The following is a 13,144-nucleotide window of genomic DNA, read 5'->3' as shown; positions in this document are numbered from 1 at the left end:
GGCCTCCCTCAGCCTGCCGCCAGCCGGACCGCCTCGGCGATCCGGTTGTAGGTGCCGCAGCGGCACAGGCCGGTCATCGCATCGGCGATGTCCCGGTCGGTGGGCCGCGGGTTGCCCTTGAGCAGGGCCGTCGCGGCCATGACCTGGCCGGACTGGCAGTAGCCGCACTGCGCGACCTGGACCGACACCCAGGCATCGACGACGCGGCGGCCGACCTCGTCGTCCTCGATGGCGTCGATCGTGACGACCTTGGCGGCGCCGAGGCTCTCGACGGGCACCTGGCAGGAACGGGTCGCCTGGCCGTCGATCATCACCGTGCAAGCACCGCATTGGCCGATGCCGCATCCGTACTTGGTTCCCGTCATACCGAGGGTGTCGCGCAGCACCCACAGCAGCGGCGTTTCGGGTTCGACCGCCACCTCGTGGATGCGGCCGTTGACGGTGATCTCGGTCATGCGGGGGCCTCGCGGCATCAGGTTGCCGGCAAAGCCTATGCGCGCGGCCGGGCGCCTCCCATGTCGAAAAGACCACGTTTCAGGACACGAGGCGGCCTTCCGGCGCCGCTTGCGCCGTCCCCGGACCGGTCAGGCGACCTTTGCCTGGCGGTCCGCCGAAGCAGCCCGCTTCAGCGCCTGGGGCGGCTGGCCATACGCGCGCAGGAAGGCCCGCCGCATGCGCTCCCTGTCGGCGAAGCCGGTCTCGCGGGCGATCAGGTCCATGGGGTGCCGCCCCTCGGCCATCATCGACCGGGCCGCCTCGAGCCGCAGGTTCTCCACCGCCTTTGCCGGCGACTGGCCGGTCTCCTGCCGGAACACGCGGCTGAACTGGCGCGGGCTGAGGCTTGCTGCCGCGGCCAGCTCCTCGACGGACAGCGGGCTGGTCAGATGCTCCTTCGCGTAGGTCAGGGCCCGGCGGACCCGGTCAGACTTCGGCTCCAGCTCGAGAAGGGCGGAGAACTGCGACTGTCCCCCGGGGCGGCGGTGATAGACGACGAGCCTGCGCGCCACCGTCTTCGCCATCGCCGCCCCGAAGTCCTCCTCCAGGAGCGCGAGGGCGAGATCGATCCCGGCGCTCATGCCCGCCGAGGTCCATACCCTGCCATCCGAAATGAAGATTCGGTCCTCCTCGACGCGGATGCCGGGGTAGGCACGCTGCAGGGTCCTGGCAAAGGCCCAGTGCGTGGTCGCCCGCCGCCCGTCGAGCAGCCCGGCCTGCGCCAGGACGAAGGCGCCCGTGCAGATGCCGGCTACGCGGCGCGAATGGACCGCCGTCGCCCTCAGATAGTCCAGCACCGCGGGAGCGGAAGGCGCCGGGACCAGCGTGCCGACGGCCATGACGGTGTCGGGATGGCGCGCGCCGACGGGCTCGGTCTCCACCGTGAAGCCGAGCGAGCTGCGCACGGGCCCGCCATGCTCGGAAACGATGCGGATGTCGTAGCCGGGCTCGTCCAACGTGCGGTTCGCGATCTCGAATACGGTCAGCGGGGCAAGGCCCATGACCTGGAAGCCGTCGGAGACGACGAAGCTGACTGTCCGCATGGCCACCTCGATGTCTGATTTTGCCGCATACCCTTGATTCATGACAGATAGCGCCGATCGGCAGGCCTTGTCAGCATCCTCGGCGGTCCGGCACCGCTTTACGCGAATTCCAGCAGAATCGATTGACACCCGGCGCCCGGCGGGGAGACTGGAGCGGCGAACAATCAGGCGGGCCAACGGCGCCGCCGGCAACAGGACCCCATAGGGAGGGAAGAATGCACCTGACGCGCCTCGCCGCGGTCGCCGCCTTCGCGGTGCTCGCATCCACCGGCGCCTACGCCCAGAAGACCGTGCAGGTCGGCCATCCCACGGCCTCCAACTCCCATTACGGGATTGCGGCGCGGACCTTCTCGGAGGAACTGGCGAAGCTCACCAATAACCGCTTCAAGACCGTCATCACCCCGAACGGCGCCGAGCGCGAGATGACCGAGAGCGTGCAGATCGGCACCCTCGACCTCGTCATCACCTCCACAGGTCCCATCGGCAACTTCGTTCCCGAGGTGCTGATCGTCGACGTCCCGTTCCTGTTCCGCGACGCCAAGCACGCCCATGCCGTGCTGGACGGGCCGATCGGCCAGGAGATCCAGGCCAAGTTCCCGGCGAAGGGGATGGTCGCGCTGGCCTGGGGCGAGAACGGGTTCCGCCACCTCACCAACGGCGTGCGCGCCGTGAACAAGCCCGAGGACGCCAAGGGCCTGAAGATCCGGACCATGGAGAACCAGGTCCACATGCAGGCCTTCCGGACGATTGGCGTGCTGCCGACGCCGATGGCCTTCACCGAGGTCTTCACGGCGCTGCAGCAAGGCACGGTGGACGGCCAGGAGAACCCGATCCCCGTGATCACGGCCTCCAAGTTCGCCCAGGTGCAGAAGCACCTGACGCTGACCGGCCACGTCTATTCGCCCACGCTGTTCATCACCAACAAGTCGCTGTTCGACGGGCTGTCGGACGCCGACAAGAAGGCGTGGACCGAGGCGGCGAAGGCGGCGGCGAAGGCCCAGCGCGAATTCGTCGCCAAGGTCGAGCAGAGCGGCGTCGACGAGTTGCGCGCGGCCGGAATGCAGGTGGTGTCCGACGTCGACCGCGCCCAGTTCCAGCAGGCGCTCGCACCGGCCTACGAGGACTATGCCAAGCGGTTCGGCAAGGAGAACCTCGACCGCATCCGGAACTTCCAGTGACGGCCAGCGCAGCCGGCGCCGCGGGGACCCCCCCGCGGCGCGACGCCCCCCGGCGCAGCAGCCTGGTGAAGGCGTTCCTCGCCTTCGAGCGGACGGTGAACCTGATCGTCACCACGGCCGCCTGCCTGTGCCTCGCGGTCGCGGTCGCCGCAGGCTTCTACCAGGTGGTGACACGCTTCGTGCTGCAGCAGCCCTCCGTCTGGTCGGAGGCCCTGACGCGCACGCTGCTGATCTGGATGGTCTATCTCGGCATCATGGCAGCCTTCCGGCAGGGGTCCATGATCTCGGTCGACCTCGCGCAGCGGCGCGCCCGCGGCTGGTTCGCGACGCTGCTGGGGCTTTTCATCCCGGCGGCATCGCTGACCCTGCTGGGGATCATCGGCTGGTTCGGATACCAGATGATGCTGCGCGTCCAGTCGCAGAACCTGGCGGGGCTCGAGGTCTCCATCGCCTGGGCATATGCGGCCCTGCCCGTGGGGGCATCCGTCACGGTGCTGGCCGTGCTCGCGCATTGGCTCGATCCCGAGCACCGCGAGCTCGAGACCGCGCAATAGATCCCAAGGTTCATCCAGCAATCCGCCGGCCGGAAATACGCCATCATGGGAAGCACCCTCGTCTTCACGATGCTGCTGCTGTTCGCGCTGAGCGTGCCGGTGGCCGTCTCCATCGGGCTCGCCAGCATCGCGGGCATCCTGGCCTTCACGCAGCTTCCGCTGCTGCTGGTCGGCCAGCAGCTCTTCGTGCGCATCGACAGCTATCCGCTGGCGGCGATCCCCTTCTTCATCCTGGCGGGCAACCTGATGGAGGTCGGCGGCATCTCGCGCCGGCTGGTGGAGTTCGCGAAGTCCATCATCGGCGGCGTCCAGGGGGGCCTCGCCTGCACCTGCGTGCTGACCTGCATGATGTTCGCCGCCGTCTCCGGGTCCTCGGTCGCGACCACCTTCGCCATCGGCGCGATCCTGATCCCGGCCATGCTGAAGCACGGCTATCCCAGGCCCTTCGCCGCGGCGCTGCAGGCGACATCGGCGGAGCTGGGGGTGATCATCCCGCCCTCGATCCCCATGATCCTCTACGGCGTCTCGGCCGAGGTCTCGATCGGCGAGATGTTCGTCGCTGGGATCGGCCCCGGCATTCTGATCGGTGGGGCGCTGATGCTCTTCGTCTATGTCTGGTGCCGGATCCGGGGAATGGGCCGGGACGACCACGAGGGCCGGCTCGGGCTCGTCGCCGCGGGCCGGCAGGCGGCGCTGGCGCTGCTGATGCCCGTCGTGATCATCGGCGGCATCTACGGCGGCATCTTCACCCCGACCGAGGCGGCGGTGGTCGCCGTCGTCTATGCGCTGGTGGTCGGCCTGTTCGTCTACCGCGAGATCGCGCCGGCCGACCTGCCGCGGATCTTCCGCAAGAGCGTCGTCTCCTCGGCGGTGATCATGTTCATCATCGCCAATGCCGGCCTCTTCTCCTGGCTGATCAACCGCGCCGGCATCCCGCAGGACGTCGGGACTTGGCTGACCGAGACCATCCACTCGGGCGCGATGTTCCTGCTGGCGGTGAACGTCTTCCTGTTCATTCTCGGCATGTTCGTGGAGACCTCGGCCTCCATCATCGTCCTGGCCCCGATCCTGGCCCCGGTCGCCGTCCATTTCGGCATCGACCCCATCCATTTCGGGCTGATCATGGTGGTGAACCTGGCGCTGGGCATGATCACGCCGCCTTTCGGGGTGAACCTGTTCGCGGCCTGCCAGGTCGCGCGCCTGCCCTTCCACGAGATCGTGAGGCCGCTGGCTCCCTTCGTGCTGGTGGTCGGCGCCTGCCTGATGGTGATCACCTACGTGCCGGCGATCAGCCTGACGTTCCGGAACCTGCTGTATTGAGGCGATCGACGCCCAGGATCGCCACCTGAACTCGAAAAGAAATCCTTAACTACCACCCAGGCAAGGTGGCCGGGCCGCCGGGACGCCGGCGGTCCAGCCGTTCGGAGCGCCGATGACGGTGTCCTATTTCCCGCGGGGCGAAGACGAGCCGGCGCCCGAGCCGCCCCGCCACGAGTTCCTGCCCCGCAGCGCGGGGACGCCGCGCGCCGAGCCGGCGATCGCCGCGACGCGCCACGACCCTGCCTTCCGGCCGCCCCGCGAGCCGGCGATCCGTGCGATCCCCGCGGCTGCCGATGCCCCCGCGCCGCGCCCGCAGCCCCGCGCCGCGCGCCGCGCGGCCGAGGAAGAGCCCGAGGACATGCTGGCCGACGCGGTCCAGTCGGCGATCCGGCGGCTCGAGCGCGGGCGCGAGGCCGATCCCTCGGCGGGCCTTCTCGGCCTGGTCGAGGCGACGGCCGGCGTGCTGGAGCAGCAGGCCGCGGAACTGCGCGCGGTGCGCGCGGCCAATGCGCGCCTCGCCACGGAGAACGAGCGCCTGCGCGCGATGCTGAAGGCGCTTCTCTCGGCAGTGGACGCCGGCGACCGGCGGCTCTCGGACGCGGTCGAGCTGGCCGAACGGCGCCTGCGCGAGCTGAACCCGCGCGGCGCCAGCTGATTCGCGCCGTCCCGCGCCTCCCGTTGCTCAGCCGCCGAACAGGCCGCCCAGGGTGCCGCGCCGGCTGCTCTGGCACTCGAAGGTCGCCTGATAGTTGTCGCCGTCCCGCGTCGTGTCGACGATCGAGGCCCGCTGCCCGTACTGGGCGCAGTACTCGTCGGCCCGGGCGGTGGTCTGGTCGAGCTGACCGCGCTCAAAGCGATAGGTGACGGTCGGCGCCGAGGATTCGACGGCCTGGGGGCCCATCGCGCAGGCCGACAGGGCCAGCACGGCGGCAAGGGGAAGCACGGCACGCATGGGTTTCGCTCCGCTTGGGTCTGTCGCGCAGTCCAACAGGACCCGCGGCCCCACGGTTCCGTGTGTGGCGGACCGGGACTTCAACCGGGCAGCGACATCAGGACCGGCACCAGCACCGCCGTTGCGAGGCCGTTGAGCGCCATGGCGATTCCGGCGAAGGTGCCGGCGACCTCGCCGAGTTCGAAGGCCCGCGCCGTGCCGATGCCATGGGCCGCGGTGCCGAGGGCGGTGCCGCGTGCACGCGGGTCCCCGATGCGCATCGCCCCGAGGACGGGCCCCGCGAGCATGGCCCCCAGGATCCCGGTCACGATCACCAGGGCCGCGGTCAGGGAAGGCAGGCCGCCGATTCTCTCGGCCACTGCCATCGCGATCGGGGTCGTCGCGGATTTCGGGGCGATCGAGGCGATGCTGTCGCGCCCCGCGCCCATCAGCGCGGCCGTGCCGGTCGCCGCCAGCACCGCCGTCACCGACCCCGCCAGCAGCGCGGCTGCCAAGGGCAGCGCCGCGCGCCGCACGCGCGACCAGTTCTGGCGCAGCGGCACGGCCAGGGCGACCGTCGCGGGACCCAGAAGGAAATGCACGAACTGGGCACCGTCGAAATAGGTCTGGTAGGAGGTTCCGGTCGCCAGCAGGACGAGGATCAGCAGCGCGACCGCCACGGCCACCGGATTGACGAGGGGCGAGCCGCCGGCGGCCCTGTGCAGCGCCTCGCCCAGCAGGTACGCCGCAAGGGTCGCCCCCAGCCACAGCAGCGGCGTCGCGCTCAGATACACCCAGATGTCGGCGAAGCCGCTCAAGACGCGTCGTCCGCATCGCCGGTCAGGCGCGCGACGGCCCGGAACACCACGGCGGCAACCGCGATGCTCGCAACTGTGCTGACCACCAGCGCGACCGCCAGCGCGGTCCCTTCGGCGGCGAGCCGCGGACCGTGCTGGACCAGCCCGACCCCGGCGGGAACGAAGAGCAGCGACAGGTGTCGCAGCAGCGCGCCCGACACCCTGCGCAGCGCCTCGGGAGCGCGGGGCTGGAGGGCCAGGGCCGAAGCGAGCAGCACCATGCCGAGGACCGGCCCCGGCACCGGCAGCGCCAGCAGGTGCGCCAGGATTTCGCCGGCAAGCTGGCAACCCAGGAGCGTGAGCAGCGCCGCCGTCATGCCGCCCGCCGGTCGTTCCGGCCTCCCGTCCCGCCAGTCATGCGCGTCATGCGCGTCTCTCCCCCGCCCCCGCCCTAGCGCATGGCGCCGAGGGGGAATTAGGACCGACCGATGGGGCACGCAAGGTGCGCTCCTTGATCCCATGGGTGGAATTCTTATCTTCTCGGTAAGGCAGGCCGTCATAGGCTGCCGATGTGAGGTGCCGGGAATCCGGGCCTTGGCTGCGTCTCGCTCGGCAGGAGGAGGATGCGTCGTGACCACCCGTCTGTCCCTTTTCAACAGCCCGCTGCTGCTGGGCTTTGACCAGTTCGAGCGCACGCTCGACAGGATTTCGAAGAGCTCGGCCGAAGGCTATCCTCCCTACAACATCGAGCAGATCGGCGAAGACGGGCTTCGGATCACTCTTGCCGTCGCCGGCTTCACCACCGACGACCTGCAGGTCCAGATCGAGGACAATCAGCTCGTGATCCGTGGCAGGCAGTCAGACGACAAGACCCGGATCTACCTGCACCGCGGCATCGCCGCGCGCCAGTTCCAGCGGAGCTTCGTACTGGCCGAGGGAATAGAGGTCGTGGGATGCCGGCTGGACAATGGCCTGCTCCACGTCGACCTGAAGCGGCCGCTTCCCGAGCCCAAGGTCCGCACGATCAAGATCCAGGCGGCCGCCCCCACCGGCGGCAGGACGATCGACGTCGAGCCCGAGCAGGGCTGAGAACAGCCCGCTACTGACCTCCAGCGAAAGTTATCATCATGCAGACCACCCCCGAGTTCCTGCGCCGGCTGTCCACGAAGGACTTCGCGAGCTTCGGCCTGGACGACCTCGCCTATGTGAAGCGCGTGGAGACCGATGAGGGCGAGGGATTTGCGATCCACGCAGCCGACGGCACCCCGCTTGCCGTGGTGCCGGAACGCGACGTTGCCTTCGCGACGGTGCGCCAGAACGACCTGGAGCCCGTCAGCGTCCACTGACGCCGGCACCCGGCGTCATCGCCCCGATCTCATCCCCGGTGGCGGGGACGGCCTGGCCGACCCCGCGCCTCCGCTGCTTCTTCGCGGGCCCCGCGCGGCCTGGCGGGTTCCGTCAGGCCGCGTTGCTGGTTTCCTGATGGGTCAGCAGCGCGTAGATCGCATCGGCGCTGTCGGCGCCGCGCAGACGTTCGCACATGGATGCGTCGCGCAGCAGGCGCGACACGCGCGCCAGGGCCTTGAGATGGTCCGCCCCCGCCTGCTCAGGCGCCAGGAGCAGGAAGATCAGGTCCACCGGCTGATCGTCGATGGCGTCGAAATCGACCGGCCGCTCCAGCCGCGCGAAAACTCCGTGGACGCGGTCCAGGTTCGGCAGCTTGCCATGCGGGATCGCGATGCCGTGCCCGACCCCGGTGGTACCCAGGCGCTCGCGCTCGAGCAGCACGTCGAAGATCGCGCGCTCGTGCTGGCCGAGAAGCTCGGCAGCCCTGCGCGCGAGCTCCTGCAGGGCCTGCTTCTTGCTGCTCGCCCGAAGGTTCGGGATGATGCTGTGGGGCGTGATGAGATCGATCATGTCAACTCGGGAGGGCGGCGCGATCAGGCGCGCGAGCCTTGGGGGGCCTTCGGGTCTATCCAGCCCACATGACCGTCGGGACGGCGGTAGACCATGTTCAGCTCCCCATGGGCGCTGTTCCTGAACATCATGGCCGGCAGGTCGGCGAGATCCATCCGCATCACGGCCTCGCCGACCGTGAGCGTCTCGATGGCCGTCTGCATTTCGGCCACAACGGTCGGCTGGTGCCCGTTGACGCCGACTTCGGTGTCCATATGGTCGTCGTCCGGGCCAGCTTCCAGGATGTATTGGGCGGCCGGGAGCGTCGGGGCATCCGTGCTGCGGTGATGGTCGCGCAGCTTGCGCTTGTTGCGCCTCAGCCGCTTCGCCAGCCTTTCCGCGGCCAGATCGAAGGCGGGGTAAGGCTCGGTCGCCTCGGCCCGGCTCTGAAGCAGGATGCCCCGCCCCACGCGCACCGTCACATCGGCCGTATAGAGATGTGCGTCGCGCGACAAGATGACGGTGCCGTCCACGGGGTTCGTGAAGTACTTGGACACCAGAGAATCGAGGGTTTCGCCGACATGGGTACGCAATGCGTCGCCCACATCGAGCTGCTTGCCTTTGACCGTCAGGTGCATGTCCTGCTCTGTCGGTTTCGTGAGCGGATTCTTCGGACGAGGCGAGCGCTGCCGACCTGGAACGCCACAGTAGAGGCCGCCTCCCGCAGGAGTCAAGCCAAGCCCGGCGAGGCGGCGCAGGGTACCTCGGACTGGCCGCAGGCCGCGGCATGCAGCGCCTCGAGCCGGGCGTCACGGATCCCGAGCGCGTGCAGATGCACAACCGTGTTCGCGAGATAGTCGATGTTCGGCCCCCGCTCGCCGCAGCACTCCCTGATCCGGCCCGCGACATCGTCAAGGCTCAGCGCGCCGCAGTACTGGCGGTGCCGGGGATCGGCCAGGAAGGCGCAGGCAAGGAGCCGCCCGCCGGCGGTCGAGATCGGCACCATGCGCGGCCGGTAGACCCCGCTGGACATCTCCCGGTCCCAGAGATAGGCGAGCGCGTCCGGCACCGTCGCGGCCTCGACCCGGAAGGCGAGGCCGCGGCAGGACCCGCCACGGTCAAGCCCGAGAACGAGGCCGGGCCGCTCCAGCGTGCCACGGTAGCGGTGCGAGGACACGCAGAACTCGCGATGGTAGCCGCGCAGCAGCGCAGGACGGGTCTCCGCATGGACGAAGCCGGGATCCCACATCAGCGAGCCGTAGGCAAAGACCCACAGGTCGCGGCCGGGGGGCAGCGCCAGGATCTCGGGGCCCGGGATCGGGCCGGATTCGAAATCCGTCACGGTGGGGGTCGAGGATGGTCTGGCGGAGGATGCGTCGGGCGGCATCGGTGCGGAAGGACGCGGACGAGGATCTCAACTCGGGACGATTGCTCCGGGACAGGGCCCGAGCTGGAGCTTTCGGGTAGGCGACCGTACCACGTCTGCGCCAACGCTGCCACGGCAGTTCCCGGGGCGCGGCCTGAGGATTCGGGGTAGTTTCTCGGCGCCGAGGCCAGCGGGGACAGTCATGCCGCGCCTTCTCCTGACCCTTCTGGCCTTTTCAGCAGCAGTTGCTGCGCCCGGCATGGCCGTAGCCAATGGCTGTCGCCTGGGCGCCGGGTGGACGCCGTCACAGCTCCACGGGCGCGGACCCGATGGAGCGCCCTCCGGCCCGGCCATCGACCTGCTGCGGCTCCTGGCCGACGATGCGGGCTGCACCCTGGATCTGATCGAGATGGAGCCACCGGCGCTGGCCGACGCGTTGCGCGCGGGACGGCTGGACGTCACGGTGGGCCTGGCGCCGGAGGACGACGTGAGGGCGATCGTGCTCGCCCATCTCCCGGCGGCGCTGACGGGCGAAAGGGGCGGATGGCTGTTGCTGAGCGGCAGGTCCCTGGCACCGCCGCTCGCGGCGCGCATTTCAGCGGCGGCCGAGCGCGTGCTGGCCGATGGCCGCGCCGAGCTTGTGGTGCAGCGCTACCGGGCCCTGGCGGCCGGCGGCGCTTGACGGACGAGCCGCCGGCCGCCATACCGGCCGCCGACCCGATCTCCCGAACCTGGATGCCATGCGCAAGCGCCTCACGCTCCTGCTCCCGCTGGCGGTGCTGCTGCTCGGCATCGCCTATGCCGTCGCATGGTGGCAGGCGGCCGTCCGACTGCGCGTTGCCGTCGAGGACTGGGCGGCCGAGCAGCGGGCGCAGGGCGGCGCGGTCGCGCATGGCCCCATCGAAATTGGAGGCTTTCCCGGCACGCTGCGGGCGCGGATCCCGGATGTCGCGGTCCGGCTGCCCGACGGCCTCGGATGGGAGGGGCCGGAGGTGCTCGTCAGCGCCGCGCCATGGAGCCCCACGCGCATGGCCTTCGCCCTACCGGGACGCCATCGGCTGCATCTGCCTGCCGCCGGACCGCGCCCGGAGCTGGAGCTGATCGCCGAGCAGGGCGGATCAGGCATGCTGGACTTCGCGTTCGGCCGCGGCCTGGCCGCCGGAGACCTGACGCTCGCGGGCGCCCTGCTCGGCCTGGTCGGGCAGGAGACCGGCCGCGCCCGGGCCGAGACTCTGCGGCTCGGCCTCGCTGACCTGGCGGACGGATCCGCGCCGGCCGCCTCGCTGTCGGTGCGCAGCCTCGTCCTGCCCGCCGCGGCAGCATCGCCGCTCGGGCCGTCGGTCGCCGAAGCCTCGGCGGCGCTGCGGCTCGCGGGTCCTCTACCTGAAGGCACCGCGCCCGAGCAGCTCGAGCGCTGGCGCGCCGCCGGCGGGGCTGTTCAGGTCGAGCATCTGGGCATCGACTATGGGCCCCTGAAGGGCGAGGCGCGCGGTCGAGTCGGGCTGGGGCCAGGCCTTGTCCCGGAAGGCAGCCTCGATGCCGAGCTGCGCGGCCTCGACCGGGCACTGGATGCCCTGGTTGCGGCGGGCGCGATGCGTCCGAACGACGCGACCCTCGCCAAGGTCGCCGTCAGCTTCCTGGCCCGCCGGCGGACGCCGGATGGCGATGCGGTGGTCGAGGCGCCGATGGTGCTGGAAAGGGGCTGGCTCAGCCTGGGCCCGGTCCGGATAGCCCCCCTGCCCAGCCTCGGCGGCTGAGGCGCCCCCCGGCGGGCAAGGCGCGTTACGACTGAAACCGACCGGCCGGGATCTGAAACACTCGGCAAATCTGCATGACCGAGCATCCCTGAAGGCCGCGACGGCCTTCCACCGCGAGAAGCCGGTGGAAGGCCGTCGCGGCCATGGCGGAACGGCCCGGGGAATTATGCATGATGGCGCAGCATCCATCGGACGCCGCCGCGGTCCTCGAGCTGATAAGGGGGCACTGGCGCAGCCAGATCGTCCAGGCCGGCGTCGAGATCGGCGTCTTCGAGCAGTTCCCGGGGAACACGCCCCTGCCTGTCCACACGATCGCGCAGCGCACCGGCGCCGATGCTCACCTTCTCTATCGGCTGCTGCGCGCCCTGGCATCGCTCGGGCTTCTCCTCGAGCTCCCGGAAAGGGCCTTCGCGATCTCGCCCATGGGCCGTCTGCTGAGACGGGACGATCCCCGGTCCCTGCGGGAGATGGTGCTGCCCGAGGACGATCGCCCGCACGAGGCCGCATGGCGCCAGCCGATGGATGCCATGACGTTCGGCAGCCGGGGCGGGATCGCCGACGGGCTCGTTCCCCACGGCTTCGCCCCGCGCCTGCCGCGCGATGCGTCCCGGGCGCGTGTCTTCGAGCAGGCGAGTGCGAGCGTCTCCGCATTCGAGATGTGCGCCTGCGCATGCGCGAGCCCTCGTCGGTCTCGGTGATGGCGGCTGACAGGGCTGCAGCAGACGGACGGAGCGTCCGCGGGACCCTGGAGAAAGGGAAGCGATGCCCGAATTGGCCCCGAAAGCGCGCGTTCAGGGTATGCTGGCGCGGTTCGATGCGGTGCTGGCCGCGGGCGACATCGCGACGGCCGTGGGGCTGTTCGCGGACGAGTGCTACTGGCGCGACCTCGTCGCCTTCACCTGGAACATCCGGACCATGGAGGGCCGCGATCAGGTCCGCGACATGCTGGCGGCGACGCTGGCCACGACCAGGCCGCGCGGCTGGCAGATCGCCGCGGGCGAGGATGCCACCGAGAGCGGCGGGGTGACCGAGGCCGACGGCATCGGCTCGGCCGTCGCCCGGCTCGCGAGCGCCCCCGTGCTGAGGCATGCCGAACATTCCACGGCCGCCATCTACGGATACTGGCCGGGCTTTTCGGAGCAGGGCTACCAGTGGCGCTACGGAATCGCGGCGGGCCTTGCCGTGATCCCGACGAACGGCAGGCTGCACTGCATCTGCCTGTCGGTCTCGACCGCGCGCTTCCGCCATGCCATGCGCCGGAATCCCGCCGCCGGGTTCCACGCGACCGTGGCCGAGCTGGCGCCGGAGCTCGCGACCGAGTTGGCCGGATCCGCGCCGGTCGGCGGCCTGACCGTCTTCCCGGGCCGCAGGGGCTTCATGCGCCAGCCCTGTGGTCAGGGCTGGGCGCTGGTCGGCGATCCCGGCTACTTCAAGGATCCCGTGACCGCCCACGGGATCACGGACACCCTGCGCGACGCCGAGCTGCTGGCCATCGCCGCAGCCCGCGGCTCGGATGCGGATATCGAGGATTATGGGGCGGTCCGCGATGCACTGTCCGTTCCGCTCTTCGAACTGACGGACGCCGTCGCCTCCTTCGCCTGGGACCTGCCCACGTTGCGGACCCACCACGAGGCGCTGAACCGCGCGATGAAGCACGGGACCGAGCACCTCGCCGCGTTGCCGCCCCCGGTGCCGGTATTCAATGGGACCAGGCTTCCGGCGCCTGCTGCCGCAATGCGCGATGCCGCACCCGCCCGACGGTCCACCGCATGAGGACGTACCGCATGCGGCGGAGGTCGCCGGGGTG

General features: G+C 70.3%; 18 protein-coding genes. 10 read left to right on the top strand and 8 right to left on the bottom strand.

Annotated elements, in window-relative coordinates; all coding sequences use genetic code 11:
* Positions 1 to 8: 8 nt before the first annotated feature.
* Entirely contained in the window at positions 9 to 455 is a 447-nt protein-coding gene (locus tag JUB13_RS20620; protein ID WP_207482216.1) for a (2Fe-2S)-binding protein, read from the bottom strand.
* Between the two features lie 129 nt (positions 456 to 584).
* Positions 585 to 1,538 carry a GlxA family transcriptional regulator gene (locus tag JUB13_RS20615; RefSeq protein ID WP_207482214.1) on the bottom strand — a complete coding sequence of 318 codons (954 nt, stop codon included), beginning with the start codon at positions 1,536 to 1,538 and terminating at the stop codon, positions 585 to 587.
* A gap of 215 nt (positions 1,539 to 1,753) precedes the next feature.
* On the opposite strand from JUB13_RS20615, the gene JUB13_RS20610 reads away from it, so the two are divergent.
* The 4 genes from JUB13_RS20610 to JUB13_RS20595 all read left to right on the top strand — a co-directional run bounded on the left by JUB13_RS20610 (position 1,754) and on the right by JUB13_RS20595 (position 5,245).
* Complete coding sequence (locus JUB13_RS20610; protein ID WP_207482212.1) at positions 1,754 to 2,716, top strand: TRAP transporter substrate-binding protein; 963 nt, start codon at positions 1,754 to 1,756, stop codon at positions 2,714 to 2,716.
* Positions 2,713 to 3,270 (top strand): TRAP transporter small permease, encoded by a 558-nt coding sequence (locus JUB13_RS20605; protein WP_328702977.1) that lies wholly within the window; start codon positions 2,713 to 2,715, stop codon positions 3,268 to 3,270. The genes JUB13_RS20610 and JUB13_RS20605 overlap by 4 nt, the downstream gene beginning before the upstream one ends.
* Positions 3,271 to 3,315: 45 nt before the next feature.
* On the top strand, positions 3,316 to 4,590 hold the full coding sequence (locus JUB13_RS20600) for a TRAP transporter large permease (protein ID WP_207482209.1): 1,275 nt from the start codon (positions 3,316 to 3,318) through the stop codon (positions 4,588 to 4,590).
* A 112-nt stretch (positions 4,591 to 4,702) separates the two neighbouring features.
* A complete protein-coding gene (locus tag JUB13_RS20595; protein ID WP_207482208.1) occupies positions 4,703 to 5,245 on the top strand; it encodes a hypothetical protein in 543 nt (180 codons plus the stop codon).
* Positions 5,246 to 5,272: 27 nt separating this feature from the next.
* Here JUB13_RS20595 and JUB13_RS20590 read toward each other — a convergent pair whose 3' ends face one another.
* The 3 genes from JUB13_RS20590 to JUB13_RS20580 form a co-directional block, all read right to left on the bottom strand.
* Complete coding sequence (locus JUB13_RS20590) at positions 5,273 to 5,542, bottom strand: hypothetical protein (RefSeq protein WP_207482207.1); 270 nt, start codon at positions 5,540 to 5,542, stop codon at positions 5,273 to 5,275.
* An 80-nt stretch (positions 5,543 to 5,622) separates the two neighbouring features.
* On the bottom strand, positions 5,623 to 6,339 hold the full coding sequence (locus JUB13_RS20585) for an LrgB family protein (RefSeq protein ID WP_207482206.1): 717 nt from the start codon (positions 6,337 to 6,339) through the stop codon (positions 5,623 to 5,625).
* Positions 6,336 to 6,695 carry a CidA/LrgA family protein gene (locus JUB13_RS20580; RefSeq protein WP_207482205.1) on the bottom strand — a complete coding sequence of 120 codons (360 nt, stop codon included), beginning with the start codon at positions 6,693 to 6,695 and terminating at the stop codon, positions 6,336 to 6,338. The genes JUB13_RS20585 and JUB13_RS20580 overlap by 4 nt, the downstream gene beginning before the upstream one ends.
* Before the next feature lie 253 nt (positions 6,696 to 6,948).
* Here JUB13_RS20580 and JUB13_RS20575 point away from each other — a divergent pair, with 253 nt between their 5' ends.
* Both JUB13_RS20575 and JUB13_RS20570 read left to right on the top strand, forming a co-directional pair.
* Complete coding sequence (locus JUB13_RS20575) at positions 6,949 to 7,407, top strand: Hsp20 family protein (RefSeq protein ID WP_207482204.1); 459 nt, start codon at positions 6,949 to 6,951, stop codon at positions 7,405 to 7,407.
* Between the two features lie 38 nt (positions 7,408 to 7,445).
* Positions 7,446 to 7,664: a DUF1150 family protein gene (locus JUB13_RS20570; protein ID WP_207482203.1), complete on the top strand. Its 219-nt coding sequence runs from the start codon at positions 7,446 to 7,448 to the stop codon at positions 7,662 to 7,664.
* Between the two features lie 112 nt (positions 7,665 to 7,776).
* Here the strand turns inward: JUB13_RS20570 and ptsN are convergent, their stop codons facing one another.
* From ptsN to JUB13_RS20555, 3 genes are all read right to left on the bottom strand, one after another.
* A complete protein-coding gene (ptsN, locus tag JUB13_RS20565; RefSeq protein ID WP_207482201.1) occupies positions 7,777 to 8,235 on the bottom strand; it encodes a PTS IIA-like nitrogen regulatory protein PtsN in 459 nt (152 codons plus the stop codon).
* Between the two features lie 23 nt (positions 8,236 to 8,258).
* Complete coding sequence (gene hpf, locus JUB13_RS20560; protein ID WP_207482199.1) at positions 8,259 to 8,852, bottom strand: ribosome hibernation-promoting factor, HPF/YfiA family; 594 nt, start codon at positions 8,850 to 8,852, stop codon at positions 8,259 to 8,261.
* A gap of 92 nt (positions 8,853 to 8,944) precedes the next feature.
* On the bottom strand, positions 8,945 to 9,556 hold the full coding sequence (locus JUB13_RS20555) for a gamma-glutamylcyclotransferase (RefSeq protein ID WP_328702976.1): 612 nt from the start codon (positions 9,554 to 9,556) through the stop codon (positions 8,945 to 8,947).
* 226 nt (positions 9,557 to 9,782) lie between these two features.
* On the opposite strand from JUB13_RS20555, the gene JUB13_RS20550 reads away from it, so the two are divergent.
* The 4 genes from JUB13_RS20550 to JUB13_RS20535 all read left to right on the top strand — a co-directional run bounded on the left by JUB13_RS20550 (position 9,783) and on the right by JUB13_RS20535 (position 13,110).
* On the top strand, positions 9,783 to 10,262 hold the full coding sequence (locus JUB13_RS20550; protein ID WP_207482196.1) for a type 2 periplasmic-binding domain-containing protein: 480 nt from the start codon (positions 9,783 to 9,785) through the stop codon (positions 10,260 to 10,262).
* A 58-nt stretch (positions 10,263 to 10,320) separates the two neighbouring features.
* Positions 10,321 to 11,337 (top strand): DUF2125 domain-containing protein, encoded by a 1,017-nt coding sequence (locus tag JUB13_RS20545; protein ID WP_207482194.1) that lies wholly within the window; start codon positions 10,321 to 10,323, stop codon positions 11,335 to 11,337.
* A gap of 170 nt (positions 11,338 to 11,507) precedes the next feature.
* Positions 11,508 to 12,035: a methyltransferase family protein gene (locus JUB13_RS20540; protein WP_207482192.1), complete on the top strand. Its 528-nt coding sequence runs from the start codon at positions 11,508 to 11,510 to the stop codon at positions 12,033 to 12,035.
* 64 nt (positions 12,036 to 12,099) lie between these two features.
* Positions 12,100 to 13,110 carry a hypothetical protein gene (locus JUB13_RS20535; RefSeq protein ID WP_207482190.1) on the top strand — a complete coding sequence of 337 codons (1,011 nt, stop codon included), beginning with the start codon at positions 12,100 to 12,102 and terminating at the stop codon, positions 13,108 to 13,110.
* Positions 13,111 to 13,144: the final 34 nt, after the last annotated feature.

Source organism: Arenibaculum pallidiluteum (genome assembly GCF_017355985.1).
Classification (GTDB): domain Bacteria; phylum Pseudomonadota; class Alphaproteobacteria; order Azospirillales; family Azospirillaceae; genus Arenibaculum; species Arenibaculum pallidiluteum.
The sequence above is the reverse complement of the archived record's forward strand: the minus strand, read 5'-3'. Positions and strand labels throughout refer to the sequence as shown.